This window comes from Bacteroides caecigallinarum, assembly GCF_021530995.1.
Taxonomy (GTDB): Bacteria; Bacteroidota; Bacteroidia; order Bacteroidales; family Bacteroidaceae; genus Phocaeicola; species Phocaeicola faecigallinarum.
Window position 1 is genome coordinate 1 of record NZ_JADYTF010000080.1, and the last position, 18,123, is coordinate 18,123.

Annotated in this window: 17 protein-coding genes; 16 read left to right on the forward strand and 1 reads right to left on the reverse strand. The window is 38.8% G+C overall.

Going from position 1 to position 18,123, the window contains the following annotated elements; all coding sequences use genetic code 11:
• The 16 genes from I6E24_RS11000 to I6E24_RS11075 all read left to right on the forward strand — a co-directional run.
• A partial coding sequence (locus I6E24_RS11000; RefSeq protein ID WP_235328591.1) for an AAA family ATPase occupies positions 1 to 905 on the forward strand: 905 nt, incomplete at its 5' end.
• The gene (locus I6E24_RS11005; protein WP_235328592.1) at positions 895 to 1,491 is read left to right on the forward strand and encodes a hypothetical protein; all 597 of its coding nucleotides are present in this window, start codon (positions 895 to 897) and stop codon (positions 1,489 to 1,491) included. The genes I6E24_RS11000 and I6E24_RS11005, both read left to right, overlap by 11 nt.
• A gap of 89 nt (positions 1,492 to 1,580) precedes the next feature.
• A complete protein-coding gene (locus I6E24_RS11010) occupies positions 1,581 to 2,189 on the forward strand; it encodes a hypothetical protein (protein WP_235328593.1) in 609 nt (202 codons plus the stop codon).
• A gap of 291 nt (positions 2,190 to 2,480) precedes the next feature.
• The gene (gene rlmN, locus I6E24_RS11015) at positions 2,481 to 3,524 is read left to right on the forward strand and encodes a 23S rRNA (adenine(2503)-C(2))-methyltransferase RlmN (RefSeq protein WP_235328606.1); all 1,044 of its coding nucleotides are present in this window, start codon (positions 2,481 to 2,483) and stop codon (positions 3,522 to 3,524) included.
• Positions 3,525 to 3,544: 20 nt separating this feature from the next.
• Positions 3,545 to 4,600, forward strand: coding sequence for a DUF4837 family protein (locus tag I6E24_RS11020; protein ID WP_204507660.1), 1,056 nt, complete (start codon positions 3,545 to 3,547; stop codon positions 4,598 to 4,600).
• Positions 4,601 to 4,627: 27 nt separating this feature from the next.
• Positions 4,628 to 5,722 (forward strand): 4-hydroxythreonine-4-phosphate dehydrogenase PdxA, encoded by a 1,095-nt coding sequence (gene pdxA, locus I6E24_RS11025; RefSeq protein WP_235328594.1) that lies wholly within the window; start codon positions 4,628 to 4,630, stop codon positions 5,720 to 5,722.
• Complete coding sequence (locus tag I6E24_RS11030; protein ID WP_235328595.1) at positions 5,712 to 6,704, forward strand: lysylphosphatidylglycerol synthase transmembrane domain-containing protein; 993 nt, start codon at positions 5,712 to 5,714, stop codon at positions 6,702 to 6,704. The genes pdxA and I6E24_RS11030 overlap by 11 nt, the downstream gene beginning before the upstream one ends.
• Positions 6,705 to 6,716: 12 nt before the next feature.
• The gene (locus tag I6E24_RS11035; RefSeq protein WP_235328596.1) at positions 6,717 to 7,652 is read left to right on the forward strand and encodes a CDP-alcohol phosphatidyltransferase family protein; all 936 of its coding nucleotides are present in this window, start codon (positions 6,717 to 6,719) and stop codon (positions 7,650 to 7,652) included.
• Positions 7,649 to 8,347, forward strand: coding sequence for an IspD/TarI family cytidylyltransferase (locus I6E24_RS11040; protein WP_235328597.1), 699 nt, complete (start codon positions 7,649 to 7,651; stop codon positions 8,345 to 8,347). The genes I6E24_RS11035 and I6E24_RS11040 overlap by 4 nt, the downstream gene beginning before the upstream one ends.
• A 51-nt stretch (positions 8,348 to 8,398) precedes the next feature.
• A complete protein-coding gene (locus I6E24_RS11045) occupies positions 8,399 to 9,088 on the forward strand; it encodes a CDP-alcohol phosphatidyltransferase family protein (RefSeq protein WP_235328598.1) in 690 nt (229 codons plus the stop codon).
• 67 nt (positions 9,089 to 9,155) lie between these two features.
• Positions 9,156 to 11,786 carry a DUF5686 and carboxypeptidase-like regulatory domain-containing protein gene (locus I6E24_RS11050; protein WP_235328599.1) on the forward strand — a complete coding sequence of 877 codons (2,631 nt, stop codon included), beginning with the start codon at positions 9,156 to 9,158 and terminating at the stop codon, positions 11,784 to 11,786.
• Between the two features lie 71 nt (positions 11,787 to 11,857).
• Positions 11,858 to 13,180 (forward strand): sigma-54 interaction domain-containing protein, encoded by a 1,323-nt coding sequence (locus I6E24_RS11055; RefSeq protein WP_235328600.1) that lies wholly within the window; start codon positions 11,858 to 11,860, stop codon positions 13,178 to 13,180.
• The gene (lptE, locus tag I6E24_RS11060) at positions 13,167 to 13,697 is read left to right on the forward strand and encodes an LPS assembly lipoprotein LptE (RefSeq protein ID WP_235328601.1); all 531 of its coding nucleotides are present in this window, start codon (positions 13,167 to 13,169) and stop codon (positions 13,695 to 13,697) included. Before I6E24_RS11055 ends, lptE begins: the two co-directional genes overlap by 14 nt.
• 12 nt (positions 13,698 to 13,709) lie before the next feature.
• Entirely contained in the window at positions 13,710 to 14,537 is an 828-nt protein-coding gene (locus tag I6E24_RS11065) for a tetratricopeptide repeat protein (protein WP_235328602.1), read from the forward strand.
• Positions 14,538 to 14,543: 6 nt separating this feature from the next.
• On the forward strand, positions 14,544 to 14,906 hold the full coding sequence (gene secG, locus I6E24_RS11070; protein WP_235328603.1) for a preprotein translocase subunit SecG: 363 nt from the start codon (positions 14,544 to 14,546) through the stop codon (positions 14,904 to 14,906).
• 85 nt (positions 14,907 to 14,991) lie between these two features.
• Positions 14,992 to 16,176, forward strand: coding sequence for a DUF418 domain-containing protein (locus I6E24_RS11075; protein ID WP_235328604.1), 1,185 nt, complete (start codon positions 14,992 to 14,994; stop codon positions 16,174 to 16,176).
• Positions 16,177 to 16,266: 90 nt separating this feature from the next.
• Here the strand turns inward: I6E24_RS11075 and I6E24_RS11080 are convergent, their stop codons facing one another.
• Positions 16,267 to 18,006, reverse strand: coding sequence for a glutamine--tRNA ligase/YqeY domain fusion protein (locus tag I6E24_RS11080; protein ID WP_235328605.1), 1,740 nt, complete (start codon positions 18,004 to 18,006; stop codon positions 16,267 to 16,269).
• Positions 18,007 to 18,123: the final 117 nt, after the last annotated feature.

Genomic DNA, 18,123 nt, shown 5'->3' on the forward strand with positions numbered 1-18,123 from the left:
TTAGTAAGTATAATGAGGGAAACAATGTGTTACTTTATTTTGCTTATGACTGGTCAGAAGCTAAAGAAGATATTAAGAAACTTGATATCTCAAATCTTCTTAGCAGGGAAGTTTCTTATGAAAATATAAATGACAAGGACTATATTTTTGACAATGGATCAAAGTTATTGCTTACGAACGCTTCAAGTGGTGTACAATCTGTATTACCATTGTACCAGACGATAATATATATGTTATCAAATCTGTATAAGAAGCAAAGGGCTTTGTCTCCGTCTAAAGAAATGGCAAGAAAGGATTTCGCTAATGAAATGATTATGGTGGCTAATAGAATTGCTGATGGAGAAAATATCAGTAACTTCAAGAAATATTCAAATATATTGATTTCCATGTTTAAAATGCTTGAGAGTTATGATGTAAAGGCGATAAACAAGCTCTCGGATTTACTACCGAAAGAATTGTCTCATAATATATATGAGGCTGTTCATGTTATGTATCGGTTATTTAATTATCATTATACTCAGCTGTTTATAGAAGAACCGGAGCAAAATCTTTTTCCTGATACGCAACAAGAATTTGTTTATTGGTTATTGGAAATTATGCAGAATGATAAAAAACATGCTGCTATTATTACCACACATAGTCCATATATATTGTTTGCTCTTAATAATTGTATGATGGGAGGGTTGGTAAAAGATAATATTCCAAAAGAAGAGGTCTCTGATTTTGTATCTCATTCGGCATGGATTAACCCAAAATTGGTGTCTGTCTTTGAATTGGATAATGGAACCCTTCGTCGAGTACAAGATGAAGATGGCATAATAGAGGACAATTATTTAAATACGGCATATAAGAAGAATTCAGAAGAGTATTTGGAACTTTTAAATTACTATGAGGATGAAGAATAAGATACAGGCCGTTTATCCGCAATCTGTCTTTTGTAGTAGCACAGCCTCTAAACTGTATATCGCTGATTTTTCAGAAAGAACAAACAAAGAGAGAAAAGTGGAATTTCATGAAATTATACCGAAAGCGCCGGATAATACATCAGATATGGACTGTTTGGTTTTTGAAAACTTTTCACAATTGTCCGTTGTATGTAATATTTTTGATGATCATCAGTTTAAAGATAAGAAAGGAAAAGATTTACTACATTGCGAATGTGTAATATTTCCTGAAAGTGAGCTAAAAGATATAGGCATGGCTTTTGTGGAAATAAAGGACTGTAAACCTAAAAATATTTCAGAATATAAGGCTATTGTAAAGAATCAGATTATTTCTGCAGTGCAAATATTTAGGGATAAAGGTATTATTGGAAAAGAACGTGTGTATGGTGTAATATCGTTTCCAAGAAAGAATAAGGTGTCATTCAATCAAACTATTTTTGATGACGCAACTGAATACAAAAGATTACACCAAAAATATAAAGTGCGCTTTTTCCCAACTAATACTGTATCTATTGTAGATGAGAAGATGCTAATTGCTAAATTATAAATGCATTAATTAGTATTTATTATGTCAAATTGAGTAAATTATAGCTATTCAGTGAAATCATTAATGTTTAATTCAAAAACAAAGTTTTCATGACATCAAAACAGATCCTTAGAAGAATGAACGAAAGGGAGTTGCTGGAACAAGCATACTACCTGGTTATAAGTTTTCCTTTTCATGAAGAAATGTGTAAATATACCGATTCTTTATTTGGAGAATTGTGTGAGGATAAATATCCTTTGGTTTCGAAGGGAATGTGGACCGGTATAATAGAACTAAGGTCGCACAATCTTTTAAACTGGCCTGAGGAATATGGAAATATTCTTTTTCAGGCTAAGGTGAGTGATAGTGGCACTTATTTCCTTCTCGGAAAAGACAATAAAGCGTTATGTAGAATTTCGGGTTATGTTCCCAACAGGCTTATTCCGGATGCTGACGGATGTGGGGATTACATAAGGTTGAGAATCAAGAGTAATGGAACGATAGAAAATTGGCCGGATGTTCCTGATTTTTCTGAATTCATTGATGGTGCTATGGTTGTTGACAGGATTGACGGTAACATAAAGGAAGAACCTGTATTTAATGTCTGTATGGATTTGACGTATGACGAGCTGATGGATAAGCTATTTCGACTGCCTAAACATTTACAAATGGAGATTGGAAAGGCTTTGATAGAGAATGCATCGGGGAATAATCTATAGATTCTTGTGTATGCTTTGCAAACATGTTTCAAACCTTTTGCAAAAGGTTTGAAATACCGCTCAGCCGACGCTTAACGAACGGTTAGTGAACTGTTTAAATATCTTCTATCGGTTTGGATATTGAAGCAAAATGCCTTTGCTTTATTATTGCATGTATTATATCAGGTCTATTGGTCATTTCGTCGGATAATATTGTTCATTATGTCGGTAATTAGTCATTATTAGGATAATTATAGATGGTTTATCCTATTTTTTGGCTAACTTTGTACGCTAAATGTATATAACTGAATGATGACTGATATAAAATCACCGCTTTTGGGTAAAACTTTGAATGAACTTCAATCTGTGGTTTTGGATTTGGGTATGCCAAAGTTTACCGCAAAACAGATTGCATCGTGGCTGTACGAGAAGAAAGTTTCCTCAATAGATGAAATGACAAACCTGTCACTGAAAAACCGTGAGCTATTGTCGCGGAAATATGAGGTTGGGGCAACTCCTCCTGTACACGAAATGCGTTCCGTAGATGGAACTGTGAAATATTTATTCCGTACCCCGGAAAATGATTATATTGAGGCTGTTTATATACCTGACGATGACAGGGCGACATTGTGTGTGTCATCACAAGTGGGATGCAAGATGAACTGTAAGTTTTGTATGACGGGCAAGCAGGGATATACCAACAGTCTGACAGCCGCGCAGATTCTTAATCAGATATATTCCATACCTGAGAGGGATACATTGACAAATGTTGTGTTCATGGGTATGGGTGAGCCTTTTGATAATCTGGATGAGGTGCTTAGGGCTTTGGAGATACTCACCGCTGATTATGGATATGCGTGGAGTCCGAAGAGAATAACCGTTTCTACCGTTGGCTTGAAGAAAGGTCTTGAAAGATTCCTCGAAGAAAGTGACTGCCATCTGGCTGTGAGCCTGCATTCTCCTTTTCCGGCACAAAGACGCGAGCTTATGCCTGCTGAGAAAGCTTTCTCCATAATGGAGATTATAGAGATATTGAAACGGTATGATTTCAGCAAGCAGAGACGTCTCTCGTTTGAATATATTGTTTTCAAAGGAGTCAATGACAGTCTGATATACGCCAAGGAGCTTGTCAAGATATTGAAGGGACTGGATTGCAGAATGAACCTTATTCGTTTTCATGCCATACCGAATGTGGATCTTGAAGGTACTGACATGGATTCGATGGTGCTATTCCGTGACTATCTGACACAGCATGGAGTGTTTGCCACAATAAGGGCTTCGAGAGGTGAGGATATATTTGCGGCTTGCGGAATGCTTTCCACTGCCAAGCAGCAGGCTGAGAAAAATAATGTGTAAACCAATAAGAAATTGATAATATGAAACGTATTGCTTTTTATTTTAGCTTCGTGATGTTGGCTGTCGTGTTGGCATCATGCCGTAATGATGGTAAAAGTATTATTACTCCGGTTTCAAGCGGAAGACCATACGAAGTGATGGTTGTAGCGGACGATAATTGCTGGATGAGTCCGGACAGTGCGCTCTATCATGTGCTTGATACAGATGTGCCGGGCTTGCCTCAGGCGGAACGTTCGTTCAGAATCTCACGTATCCGTCCTGCGAATTTTGACCGTGTGATGCGTATTTTCAGAAATATCATAATAGCTGATATTCAGGATATTTACACTCAAACCAAATTTAAGTATACGCGCGATGCATACGCTTCTCCACAGATGATAATGACTATACAGTCGCCAAATCAGAAGGAATTTGATGAATACGTAAGTAAGCACGGACAGGTGATTGTGGATTTCTTTACACGTGCTGAAATGAACCGTCAGATAAACCTTTTGCGTGAGAAACATAATGCTGCCATTTCGGCAAAGGTGGGAAGTCTGTTCGATTGTGATATATGGATGCCTAATGAACTGAACTCGTTTAAGACGGGCGAGGATTTCTTTTGGGCTTCAACCAATCTTAATGATATGAATTTCGTGATGTATTCTTATCCGTTCAGGGACAATAATACGTTTACAAAGGAGTATTTTATCAACAAACGTGATTCTGTAATGAAAATCAACATACCGGGGTCAATGGAAGGTATGTATATGGAGACAGCAGACTCAATCTTTGTGGATGTAAAGAACATAGCTGTTAAAGGTGATTATGCTTTTGAGGCGAGAGGATTATGGGAAATGAGAAACGATGCTATGGGAGGTCCTTTCGTATCGCATGTCAGGGTTGACAGGGCTAATGCCAGAGTAATAGTGGTGGAGGGTTTTGTCTTTAAACCTGACAAATTGAAGCGTGACCTTATGCGCAAGCTTGAGGCATGTCTTTACACTCTGAAATTACCTGCACAGAAAGAAGTATTCGAATTGCCTATAGGGGCTGGTGTGACTGAAATTACCATCACAGGTGACTCTATAAAATAAAATATACATTATATTATAAGTATAGACATGGAAAGACGTAAAATAAGAGTGGGAATCACCCACGGTGACATCAATGGAGTAGGTTATGAGGTTATATTGAAGGCCTTTTCCGAACCGGAAATGATGGAATTATGTACGCCGGTAGTGTACGGGTCGCCAAAGGTAGCGGCTTATCATCGTAAAGCGATGGATATTTCTGCCAATTTCAGCATAATAAATTCTGCAAAGGAAATACAGGATGGCAGACTGAATGTCTTGAATTGTACTGCAGAAGAACTTAAGGTGGAGCTTGGCAAGCCTACAGCAGAAGCCGGAAAGGCTGCACTGGATGCTTTGGAAAGAGCGTTGGCCGACTATCGTGAGGGTGGAATTGATGTGCTGGTAACAGCTCCTATCAACAAGCATACCATACAGTCCGAAACATTTCATTTCCCTGGTCATACAGAATATATAGAAGAACGTGTGGGAGACGGCAACAAGTCATTGATGATTCTTATGAAGAATGATTTCAGGGTGGCTTTGGTTACAGGTCATGTTCCTGTAAGGGAAATCCCGTCTATACTTACCAAGGAATTGATAGAAGAAAAAATAGAGATATTCCATAAATCGTTGAAACAGGATTTCGGAATAGGATGTCCGCGCATTGCTGTGTTCTCACTGAATCCTCATGCCGGTGATAATGGTCTTCTTGGTACAGAGGAACAGGATGTCATTATTCCGGCAATGGAAGAACTGAAAGCTAAAGGAATACAGTGTTTCGGACCTTATCCGGCTGACGGTTTTATGGGCTCAGGAAATTTTACCCATTTTGATGGTATAATGGCGATGTATCACGATCAGGGATTGGCTCCGTTCAAGGCTTTGGCTATGGATGAAGGAGTAAATTATACTGCCGGTTTGCCTATTGTAAGGACATCGCCTGCGCATGGTACAGCGTATGACATTGCCGGACAGGGTATCGCTTCGGAAGATTCATTTCGTCAGGCCATATATGTGGCTATCGATGTATTCCGTAACAGATGTATGGAGAGAGAGATAAGTGCGAATCCGCTTCGCAAACAGTATTACGAGAAACGCGACGATAGCGATAAATTGAAACTTGACGCTGAATATGAAGAGTAAATTCAGGAATATATTTTTCATAGTAGGGGTAGTAGCCATAGTAATAATGCTTTTTGGAATGGACATGACTTATGAAGATGTTGTGTCATGTCTGAGAAAGGCCGGTATATGGTTTCCTGTATTACTGCTGCTATGGATGTTTATTTATGCTATAAATGCGGGGGCATGGTATGCTATTATTTGTAATGGGTTGAATGGAGTTAAGGTTCCTTTTATGAAAGTATTTAAATATACCATAACAGGATTTGCTCTTAATTCTACAACTCCAGTCGGATTAATGGGTGGAGAACCATATCGTATAATGGAACTAAAACCATATGTGGGAATAGAGAAAGCATCGTCCAGTGTTATATTGTATGTCATGATGCATATATTCTCTCATTTTTGCTTCTGGCTTTTTTCCCTGCTTATATATATATTGTCCTATTATAACCAGATAAATAGAACTTATGTTATAATCATGAGTATTTTTGTGGTGGCTTGTATGATAGGAATTTACTTTTTCATAAAAGGATATCGTTCGGGAATGGTGATGAAACTTATGCGTTTTCTGCAACGTATGCCTTTTATAAAAAACAAGATAACCAAATTAATAGAGAAAAAGGAAGAAACTTTTGTGCAGATCGACAATCAGATAAAAGATTTGTATAGGAATAACAAATATACGTTTTTCACTTCATTGTCATTGGAGTTTATATCAAGGGTAGTATCTTGTCTTGAAGTATATATCATCTTGTTGATATTTTCTACCGACGCAAGTTTCTTCGACAGTATATTGATATTAGCGTTTACATCATTGTTTGCCAATCTGATGTTCTTTTCGCCAATGCAGCTTGGTGCGCGTGAAGGTGGATTTGTTATGTCGGTGGCATTATTGTCCATTCCATATTCGTACGGTGTGTTTATGGCACTTCTGATAAGAATAAGAGAGGTGGTATGTGTTATCATAGGTATAGCATTGATGAAAATAGGAAATAAATAGTAAGATATTGTTATGGATTTTGCATCGTTCAAAAGAGGTATAAAATCTACATTGAAATCAGAAGATACTGAAGGCTTTTTCGAGATATATGTAACGCGCTCCTGTGGATATTTGTGGGCCCTATTCTTTAAAAAAATAGGTGTACATCCTAATGTTGTAACTATTATATCCATTATTTTGGGAATGTTGGCTGGATATATGTTCTATTTTGACGATTTGAAGCATGGACTTTATGGTATATTTCTGTTGATTTGGGCCAATTGGTATGATTGTGCCGATGGTCAGTTGGCTAGAATGACTGGAAAGAAAAGTCTTTTGGGGCGTGTTCTGGACGGATTTGCCGGTGACCTGTGGTTCTTCTCAATTTATTTTTTCATTTGTTTGAGACTTAATGATACATGGGGCATATATATATGGCTATTGGCAGCTTTCTCTGGATTTATATGTCACAGCAAGCAATGTGCACTAGCTGATTATTACAGAAATATACACATGTTCTTCCAAAAAGGGAACTCAAATTCAGAATTCGACAAATCATCCAGACAAATAGAAAAGATGAAATCGTTAAGTTGGAAGTCAGACTGGTTTGAGAAACTGTATTTGTTATTTTATATAAAGTATACGAAAAGTCAGGAAAGCTTGTCGCCATCTTTACAGAAACTGTTGCGTGGAGTAGAGAGAAAATGGTTGGAGAAAGGCGAAGATATTCCTTCTGATTTTAGGGATGAGTATAGAAAGAACAGTAAACCATTGATGAAATATACCAATATTCTTACATTTGATACAAGAGCTTTTGTGCTTTTTGTTTCTATTCTTGTTAAAGAGCCATGGTTCTTCTTTATCTTTGAAGTTACAGCTCTTAATTTTATATTTTTCTATATGAGAGGCAGGCATGAAAGTTTCTGTATGAAAATGTATAAAGAATATAGTTTAGATGTAAATATATGAAAAAGATAGCTTTTGTAACAGCAGGAGGTTCTGGCGACAGAATGCATAAGGATACGCCAAAACAGTTCCTGGAGTTGCAAGGTATTCCGGTAATAATCCGTACTTTGCTCAGGTTTGAACAAAGCAGTGATATTGATGTTATTATTGTAGTCTGCCTGCATGGATGGGTAGATAAACTCAAATCAATGGCTGAAAGTTATGGTATAAGTAAGCTAGAGGCTGTTGTTGAAGGTGGAATCAATAGTCAGGAGTCCATTTCAAATGGTATTGAGTACCTCTTGTCGAAAGGTTATGGTTTTGATGATATAGTTCTCGTACATGAGTCTGTAAGGCCATTTATATCTGAAAAGATTATATCTGACAATATCGATACATGTATTAATAAGGGAAATGCTGTGACGGTTATCAGAGGAAATGAATCTTATCTGTATAGTGAAGACGGTATCTCATCTGAGAAGCATTTTCTTAGAGAATCAATGTTTATGGTGCAGACACCACAGACATTCAGACTGGGGCAGATACGAAAGGCTATAAATGAAGCACAAAAGAAAGGTATTGTGTCGCAGTCGTTATATATACTTATGTCACAATTGAAATATACACCATTGTATATGGTTGATGGAGACAGGTTTAATATTAAACTTACATATCCTGAGGATTTGAGGATATTTGAAATGTTGATGAGTATAAGATAATAAATTTATATATAGAGTTTTTATTTGGTTAAGATTTAAATAGAGAATCATATGGGAAAGGAAGAGTCAAAAAGAATTCAGACATCAATACTTAATAGGGCTGAAAAAGTTGCACTGGTATGGCTGGCACAACGTCAGCCCAAGTGGGTTACATCGGATTTTCTGACTTACATGGGAGTTTTGGGAGCTTTGATTTATGCTCTGGGGTGTATGTTGTCTTCTGGCAATATTTTGTATTTATGGTTAGCCTCATTTGGAATGGTGTTGAACTGGTATGGCGACAGTCTTGATGGAACTCTGGCTCGTGTACGTAATCTGCAGCGTCCTGTCTATGGATTTTTCATCGACCATTCTTTGGACGCGATAACTATCTGTATAATGTGTATCGGTGCCGGACTTTCTCCTATGTTCAGAATGGATGTGGCTCTTTTGGTTCTTGCAGGATATCTGGTTCTCTCGGTTTATACATATATTGTTACTATAATAAAAGGTGAATTCCGTTTGACATACAGTTCTTTCGGACCTACAGAATTCAGATTGGTTATAATTCTTATAAATACTATATGTATGTACACTCCATGGAAAGAAGTTAGTTTTGATATCTATGGCCAGCATTTGGGTGTATACGATATTGTAGGATTGGCAATTGCGGTATTCCTTTTTGTCGCTTATTTCATTCAGTTTAACAAAGACAGGCGAGTATTGTCATTGCAGGATCCTTTGAAACCTTACAAAAAGTAAACAGACTTATTTATCGGCTTGGTACCTGTATTGCCGGACTTGTTTTTAATAGAAATATATTGTTAATATGGTAAAAAGATTACTTGTAATAATAGCATTGTGGATTTGGACATTAGGATTATATGCCCAAATCCATGGAGTTGTTATAGATTCGGATACTGGTGAGCCTATCCCATATTTGAATATATATTACGATGGGAAAGGAGTTGGTACAATAACCGATATAGACGGTAAGTATGCTATCCCATATCATGAGGGATGGAACAAACTTACATTCTCCATGGTGGGATATACAAGGCAGGATATAACTGTTTCATCAAAGACTACAGAACTTAATGTGAGTATGAAGTCTGATTTGGTGCTTGATGAGGTTATCGTTAAGCCTAAAAAGGAGAAATATTCCAGAAAGAATAATCCGGCTGTTGAATTAATGAAAAAGGTTATTGCTTCAAAGAGGAGGACTAATCTTGAAAATAAGGATTATTATTTCTATAACAAGTATCAGAAGATTACTTTGGCTGTAAATGATATAACCCCTGATTCTTTGAAGGAGTCGTGGCTTTTCAAGAAATATCCGTTCCTTCGTGATCAGGTGGAAATGTGTGATGTTACCCAAAAAAGGATATTGCCAGTTTCGGTCGACGAGACAGTTTCACAAAAGATATACAGGAAAGATCCACGCTCTGAAAAGACTATTATACAGGGTATAGAATCAAAAGGTATAAACGAACTGTTCAGTACGGGCGACATGCTCACCACAGTGTTGAAGGATGTTTTCCAGGATATTGATATATATGAAGACAGATTCCGTTTCCTGCAATATCCTTTCGACAGTCCTGTGTCGGACGCCGGTATCCGATTTTATAAATATTATATCATGGATACTGTGTATGTGGAGAGGGACAGATGTTTTCATTTGACTTTCGTACCTAACAATTCACAGGATTTCGGATTTACAGGACATCTTTATATATTGGCTGATTCAACATTCAGGGTGAAGCAGTGTGAACTCAATCTTCCTAAAAAAACAGATATAAACTTTGTTGATAATATGATTATCAAACAGAAGTTTGGTGAGTTGCCAACCGGTGAATGGTCGCTGATGGAAGATGATATGCTTTGCGAGTTGTCATATCTGAAAAAGATTCTCGGATCGTATATGGTGAGAAGGACTACTCGTAACTTTGATTTTTCTTTCGAACCGTTGCCTGACAAACTGTTCAAGAAGAAAGGTTCCGAAATAAAGGATGTAAACGCGATGATGCGCGATGATGAATTCTGGAAAAAGTACAGGCAGGAGGAACTTACAGAATCGGAAACACGAATGGGTAACTTCCTTGACGATCTGGCAAAGATAAAGGGGTTCAAATATATAATGGTAGGACTTAAGGCTTTGATTGAAAGTTATGTCGAGACAAGTAAGGACAGTAAAGTGGATATAGGTCCGATAAATACGATGATAACATCGAACTATATCGATGGGTTACGATTGCGTGCATCAGCACAGACTACAGCCAATCTCCATCCTAATATCTTCCTGAAAGGATATTATGCATACGGATTCAAGGACAAAAAGTCGAAGTATATGGGAGAGCTGGAGTATTCGTTCGACAAGAAGGAATATCTTCCAAGAGAGTTCCCTAAACATTCCATGACATTTACTTATCAGTATGACAATATGCTGCCGTCTGATAAGTTTATAAATGCAGACAAGGATAATGTGTTTACAGCCTTGAAGGTGTGTCAGGTGGATCAGTATAACTACGAACGCAAGGCCACTATCAAGTATGAGCGTGAACGTGAGTTCGGTTTCAAGACAACTGCAATGTTGAGATATGCCAATTACGAGCCTTGCGGCGAATTGTTCTATCGTACAATGGCGGGCGAAAGCGCACTACAGACTGCTATTGCAGACGGGTCGCTATCCGGACAGAAATGGGTACAGTCGCCTTTCAATACTCACGATATAACAGTGACAGAGGCTTCTTTAACTTTAAGGTACGCTCCGGGCGAGACTTTCGTAAATACGAAACAGAGACGATTGCCTGTAAATCTTGATGCACCTGTATTTACGTTGCAGCATACATTAGGACTGAAAGGTGTTTTGGGTAGTGATTATACTTATAATATGACGGAAGCCACTGCTTACAAACGTTTCTGGTTAAGTTCGTGGGGTAATCTTGACGTGCATTTGAAAGGTGGAATACAATGGAACAAGGTTCCTTTCCCATTGCTTATAATGCCGGCAGCAAACCTGTCGTACATTATACAGGACGGAACTTTCAACCTTATCAATAATATGGAGTTCCTGAACGACCGTTATGCGTCGCTTGATGTATCATGGAATATGCAGGGAAAACTCTTCAACCGCATACCTTTGATTAAGAAACTGAAATGGCGTGAGTTTATCGGGGTCAAGTGCTTGTGGGGTACGCTTACGGATAAAAACAATCCTTTCCTTGAGCAGAACAGGAATGATGATATGCTAATGATGTTCCCGGGACATTATGATATGACCGGTAAATATAATTATTCAAGTAATGTGATGGATCCGAAAGTGCCGTATGTGGAGATTACAGCCGGAATTCACAATATATTCAAGCTTTTGCATATAGAATATGTGAGACGTCTTAACTATAATCATCTCCCTACGGCCAACAAGTGGGGTGTGAGATTGATGATACGTACAGTGTTCTAAAGTAATTTTCTGCCATATTTACTGATTCTTCCCAAAGATTTTGTAAATTTGGCAGACAATTTTTATTATATATGGTAAAGTCGGATATTCAAAATATAAAGTTACGTTTTGGTATTATTGGTAATACCGAGGGGCTTAACAGGGCTATTGATATTGCTATGCAGGTTGCGCCTACGGACTTGTCGGTACTGGTTACCGGTGAAAGTGGAGTAGGTAAGGAAAGTTTTCCGCAGATAATACATCAGTTCAGCCGCAGGAAACACGGGCCGTATATAGCTGTCAACTGTGGGGCTATACCTGAAGGTACAATAGACTCGGAACTGTTCGGACACGAGAAAGGTGCCTTTACCGGTGCCATAAGCGACAGAAACGGTTATTTTGCCGAGGCTAACGGAGGAACAATTTTTCTGGATGAGGTAGGAGAATTACCTTTGTCAACCCAGGCAAGACTGCTGCGTGTCCTTGAATCAGGCGAATATATCAAAGTAGGTTCATCCAAGGTTCAGAAGACAGATGTAAGAATTGTTGCCGCTACAAACGTTAACTTTGCTGATGCCATAGCCGAAGGACGTTTCCGTGAGGATTTGTATTACCGATTGAATACAGTTCCTATTAAGGTTCCGCCATTGAGAGAGAGACCGGATGATATAGCGTTGCTGTTCAGAAAGTTTGCAGCCGATTTTGCAGAGAAATACCGTATGCCTTCCATACAGCTTAACGAGCAGGCTAAGCGTATGCTTGTGGAATATCCATGGCCGGGAAATATCAGACAACTTAAAAACATTACCGAGCAGATTTCCATAATAGAAACCAATAGGGATATTACACCTGAAATACTCTCTACTTATCTGCCGGATATGGGAAACAGTTCCAGACTGCCGGCATTCGTAGGAGGTAAGGGGGCTCATTCCGGAAACAAGAGTTTTGAAAGCGAGAGAGAAATTCTCTATCAGGTACTTTTCGATATGCGTCGTGATGTGACTGAACTGAAAAAACTGGTGCATGAGATAATGACTGAACGTGAGGCTGCCGGTCATCATGTGGCACATCCGGTTGACAGCGGTTCTCATTTTCTGCAGACTCCAACAGTCGATGTCATCAGTGATGTACCGATGGTGATGCCGCAGCAATATCCGCAGGTGAGCCAGATACAGCCGGTTAATAAGGTATCTTCCATAACTCCGGTTTCTAATGTGTCTGTGAAACATACTGATTCGGATTATCAGGATACAGAGGTATATGTAGAAGAAAATCTTTCACTGGATGATGTTGAGAAAGAGATGATAAAAAAAGCTCTTGAACGACATAATGGTAAGAGAAAGAATGCTGCCAACGATTTGAAAATTTCGGAAAGAACATTGTATAGAAAAATAAAAGAATATGGACTTGAATAAAATAACAAGATTTAATATCGTCTCTGTATTAGTACTGTCGTTATGTTTTCTTGCGGCATGTACTGTTTCGTATAAATTCAACGGGTCTTCAATCAATTATGACAAGGTGAAGACTATATCGTTCGAGAACTTTCCCAACAGGTCGGCTGCTTTCGTATGGGGACCTATGGAGTCAATGTTCAACACAGAGTTGCAGGACAAGTATATGCAGCAGACACGACTTAAGCAGGTGAGACAGAATGGTGACTTGCAGCTGTCAGGTGAGATAACAAACTACGATGCTTACAATAAAGGTGTGGGTTCGGACGGCTATTCTACAATGGCGGAGCTCAAGATGACTGTGAACGTACGTTTTGTGAACAATACTAATCATGCGGAAGATTTCGAACAACAGTTCTCTGCAAGCCGTGAATATAATTCCACACAGCAGTTGTCTGCCGTTCAGGAAGAATTGGTTAATCAGATGATTGACGAGATAGTGGAACAGATATTCAATGCTACTGTTGCTAACTGGTAAGGAGATTAATGTATGGAAATGCAGCAACTCAATGATTGGATAAACAATCCGGAACTGATGGGGGAAGAGACTCTTGGCGAGCTTCGTTCTCTAATATCGCGCTATCCGTACTTTCAGACAGCATGGTTGCTGTATCTAAAAAATCTTTATCTGCTCAATAATCCTTCTTTCAAGGAAGAATTACGACGGGGAGCATTATATGTCGCGGATCTGAGCGTATTGTTCTATTTCATTGAAGGTAACAAATATTCTATAGAACACAGAAAGAATGAACTCTCGGACAAACCTGTAGTCCATGACAGAACGCTTGATCTTATAGACCGCTTCCTGTCTGAGATTCCTAATGACAAGGGGTTTAGTTCAGAACTGTCTATCCCTATGGATACTGTTATGGATTATTCATCATTACTTCTTTTGAATTCCGGTTCGGGAAGAAAAAAGGAGGAAGAGGTTGAAGTTTCGCCGTTAAAAGGTCAGGATTTGATAGACAGTTTTATACAGAAGTCTGAAACCGGCAAGATTGCGGAAGATAAAGATGACGTAATGTCGGAGGAAGATAGCGGGGAAGATTATTATGATGAGGTTGATGATACTGACTATTGCGGTAATGAATGTAAGGTGGAGAATGAATCTCATCAAGATGATACCGAAACGGCAGAAGGAAGTGAAGACGAATATCTTACAGAAACATTGGCTAAAATATATGTTAAACAGCAAAGATATGATAAAGCATTGGAAATTATTAAAAAATTAAATTTGAAATATCCAAAAAAAAATATTTACTTTGCAGACCAAATGAGATATTTAGAGAGATTGATTATTAACGCTAAATCAAAATAAAAGAAAATGTATTTATTATTTATTGTATTGATTGTGCTTGCAGCATTGTTGCTATGCTTTGTTGTAATGATACAGAATTCAAAGGGTGGAGGCTTGGCTTCTAGTTTTGCATCTTCAAACCAGATTATGGGTGTTCGTAAAACTACTGATTTCATCGAAAAACTTACTTGGGGACTTGCTGCCTTCATGGTAGTAGTAAGTATTGCTGCTGCATACGTTATTCCTCAGGCTGCTGAAAGCTCTTCAGTTATCATGAAACAGGCTGTAGAAGAACAGAGTACTAACCCATTGAATGCACCTGCCGGTTTTGCTGCTCCTCAGACTGATGATGCAGCTGCTGCTCCTGCAACAGGTGATTCTGCAAAATAATATTTTCAGAGTACAAAGTTTTAAAATTATAATGTCATTCATAAACCTATAAAGTTTGTGGGTGGCATTTTTTTTGTTTGATAATATGATGAAAGCACAGAATGAAAATGCGCGTAATGTGGCTATTGATGCTCTGCGCGGTTTTGCGGTAATGGGGATAATGTTGCTGCATAACATTGAACATTTCAATTTCTATTCGTTTCCTGAAGCTTCGGGAGAAACAATCAAGGCACTAAATACTAGTTTGTGGGATATGATGTTCTTTACCTTTGCAGGTAAGACATACGCAATTTTTGCTTTGTTGTTTGGTTTTACATTCTATCTGCAGAGCAGAAGTACGGAGAAGAGGGGAGAAGATTTCAGAAACAGATATATGTGGCGACTTTTGCTACTCCTTGGATTCGGATTTATTAATGCCGCATTCTTTCCGGGAGAGATTTTGGTTCTCTATGCCATTGTTGGTTTTGTGCTTGTTCCTGTAAGGCATTGGAGTAACAAGGCACTTTTTGCAATGGCATTGTTCCTGATGATTCAGCCTGTAGAATGGATAAAAGTTATATACTCAGCTTTCAATCCTATGGAGAATCCTAAGCAGATGATTTTCTCGCTTGGTGATGTCTATCCGCAACTTGGCGGAACGTCGTTTTGGGAGATGGTCAAGGTAAATCTTGTAACAGGACAGCTGGCCAGCCTTAACTGGGCATGGTGTTATGGACGTGTGTTCCAGACAGCATCCTTGTTTATGATTGGACTTTTGTTGGGGCGATTAGGATATTTCGATGCTTCGTCTGAAGAAAAACTTATTAAGTCACGTAATTTCTGGACAAAAGTACTGTGCCTTTCATTGCCGGTAACTATACTGATGTATTATCTGAAAGAGTTTATCTATACTCAGATAGAGATTAAGTTTATGCTTTCTACAATGCAGACAATACTCAATTCGTGGTATAACCTGTTTTTTATGTTGTGCATAGTAGCTTCATTCCTTTTATTATATTGGATATGCGGTGAAAAAGTACAGAAACTTTTAGCTCCATACGGAAGGATGAGTCTTACTGATTATGTATCCCAGTCTATTGTCGGTAGTTTCCTTTATTTCGGTTATGGACTGGAATTACACAAAGTATGCGGAACTACATGCAGTCTGCTTGTCGGTATCGTATTCCTTATTCTTCAGGTGCTGTTTGCCCACTGGTGGTTCAGGCATTTCAAGCGTGGACCTCTAGAAACTGTATGGCACAGACTTACATGGATTGGTAAGGAAAAATAGAATATTGCAATTTGTATAAAATAAAAAAGAGTAATATCATTTACCGCTTGGGTGTTGATATTACTCTTTGTTTTTTATTTCAACTGATGATTACTTGTTGATTTTGCTCCAAGTATCTTTCAGTGATACTGTTCTGTTGAATACCAGATGTTCAGGAGTAGAATCCTTGTCCACATTGAAATAACCAATACGCTGGAACTGCAGATAATCCAATGGTTTTGCATCTGCCAGGAACTTCTCGACGTAACATTCGTTCAGTACAGTCAGAGAGTTAGGATTAATCATTTCCTGCATTGCCTCAAGAGCTGAGCAGTTCTTAGCCTCGCGGATGGCAGCCATTTCGTCGCGTGGATTTTCCACCTTCCACAAGCGGTCGTACAGACGTACTTCAGCTTTCAGACAGTGGTTGCAGCTTACCCAGTGCAATGTACCTTTTACCTTGCGGTTTGCCTCAGGCATTCCGCTCTTGGTATTAGGATCATATTCGGCATAAACAGTTGTGATGTTTCCGTTCTCATCCTTATCGCATCCTGTACATTTCACAATGTAAGCATTTTTTAATCTCACCTCCTGTCCTGGAGTCATACGGAAATACTTCTTAGGAGCATCTTCCATGAAGTCTTCACGTTCCATCCACAATTCACGGCTGAATTCGATAGTATGAGTTCCTGAGTTCGGATCTTCAGGATTGTTGATGGCTTCCATTTCTTCCACCTTGCCTTCAGGATAGTTTGTGATAATCAGTTTCACAGGATTGATTACTGCAGATACACGTGTAGAACGAGCGTTCAAATCTTCGCGTACAGCACTTTCAAGCAATGCGAAGTCATTCAAAGCATCGTATGTAGTATATCCTATTTTGTCAACGAAGTTTCTGATAGACTCAGGAGAGTAACCACGGCGGCGGAAACCGCAGATAGTCGGCATACGTGGGTCATCCCATCCGTTTACGAGTCCTTCCTTAACCAATGTCAGAAGATTACGCTTACTCATAAGAGTGTAGCTCAAGTTCAGTTTGTTGAACTCATACTGACGTGGACGGTGGTCTTCGAGGTCTTTGCCTTCCTTCACCCAGTCTACGAACAAGTCATATAATGGACGATGTACAACGAATTCCAGTGTACAAAGCGAGTGAGTCACACCTTCGAAATAGTCACTCTGTCCGTGAGCGAAGTCATACATAGGATATGCCTTCCACTTGTCGCCTGTACGATGGTGAGGAGTTTTAACTACACGGTAGATGATAGGGTCGCGGAAGTGCATGTTAGGGTTTGCCATGTCGATTTTAGCACGCAGAACCATCTTGCCTTCTTCTATTTCTCCACTGTTCATCTTCATGAACAGGTCAAGATTTTCTTCGATAGGACGGTCGCGGTATGGACTGTTTGTTCCAGGCTGAGTAGGAGTACCCTTTTGTGCTGCTATTTCTTCAGACGACTGTTCGTCGATATATGCTTTGCCTTCTTTGATGAGCTGGATGGCGAAGTCCCATAATTGCTGGAAGTAGTCCGAAGCATAATATTCGTTACCCCATTGGAATCCCAACCACTGGATGTCTTCCTTGATAGCCTCTACATATTCCACATCTTCCTTAGTAGGGTTTGTGTCATCGAAACGAAGGTTACACACACCGCCGTATTTCTTTGCTATTCCGAAGTCCATGCAGATGGCTTTGGCATGTCCTATGTGAAGATATCCGTTTGGCTCAGGCGGGAAACGTGTCTGTATTCTGCCATCGTTCTTTCCTTCTCTTAAGTCTTTCTCTACGATTTGTTCGATGAAGTTCAGACTTTTCTTTTCTGAACTTTCAGTAGCTTTTATTTCAGTCATAGTCCTTATTTATAATAATGTGCAAAAATAATCATTTCTTTTTATATTATATGTTTAATTGATTTTTAATTCAGTTGTTGGTATTATCTTTCTTGACTTGTGTGGTTTATGTAAAGC

Excerpts from the sequence above, each read along its gene's own strand:
- I6E24_RS11020 (WP_204507660.1), top strand. The coding sequence starts at position 3,545 with ATGAAACGTATTGCTTTTTATTTTAGCTTCGTGATGTTGGCTGTCGTG.
- I6E24_RS11030 (WP_235328595.1), top strand. The coding sequence starts at position 5,712 with ATGAAGAGTAAATTCAGGAATATATTTTTCATAGTAGGGGTAGTAGCC.
- pdxA (WP_235328594.1), top strand. The coding sequence starts at position 4,628 with ATGGAAAGACGTAAAATAAGAGTGGGAATCACCCACGGTGACATCAAT.
- I6E24_RS11055 (WP_235328600.1), top strand. The coding sequence starts at position 11,858 with ATGGTAAAGTCGGATATTCAAAATATAAAGTTACGTTTTGGTATTATT.
- rlmN (WP_235328606.1), top strand. The coding sequence starts at position 2,481 with ATGACTGATATAAAATCACCGCTTTTGGGTAAAACTTTGAATGAACTT.
- I6E24_RS11035 (WP_235328596.1), top strand. The coding sequence starts at position 6,717 with ATGGATTTTGCATCGTTCAAAAGAGGTATAAAATCTACATTGAAATCA.
- secG (WP_235328603.1), top strand. The coding sequence starts at position 14,544 with ATGTATTTATTATTTATTGTATTGATTGTGCTTGCAGCATTGTTGCTA.
- I6E24_RS11075 (WP_235328604.1), top strand. The coding sequence starts at position 14,992 with ATGATGAAAGCACAGAATGAAAATGCGCGTAATGTGGCTATTGATGCT.
- I6E24_RS11080 (WP_235328605.1), bottom strand. The coding sequence starts at position 18,006 with ATGACTGAAATAAAAGCTACTGAAAGTTCAGAAAAGAAAAGTCTGAAC.
- I6E24_RS11005 (WP_235328592.1), top strand. The coding sequence starts at position 895 with ATGAAGAATAAGATACAGGCCGTTTATCCGCAATCTGTCTTTTGTAGT.
- I6E24_RS11065 (WP_235328602.1), top strand. The coding sequence starts at position 13,710 with ATGGAAATGCAGCAACTCAATGATTGGATAAACAATCCGGAACTGATG.
- lptE (WP_235328601.1), top strand. The coding sequence starts at position 13,167 with ATGGACTTGAATAAAATAACAAGATTTAATATCGTCTCTGTATTAGTA.
- I6E24_RS11050 (WP_235328599.1), top strand. The coding sequence starts at position 9,156 with ATGGTAAAAAGATTACTTGTAATAATAGCATTGTGGATTTGGACATTA.
- I6E24_RS11040 (WP_235328597.1), top strand. The coding sequence starts at position 7,649 with ATGAAAAAGATAGCTTTTGTAACAGCAGGAGGTTCTGGCGACAGAATG.
- I6E24_RS11010 (WP_235328593.1), top strand. The coding sequence starts at position 1,581 with ATGACATCAAAACAGATCCTTAGAAGAATGAACGAAAGGGAGTTGCTG.
- I6E24_RS11045 (WP_235328598.1), top strand. The coding sequence starts at position 8,399 with ATGGGAAAGGAAGAGTCAAAAAGAATTCAGACATCAATACTTAATAGG.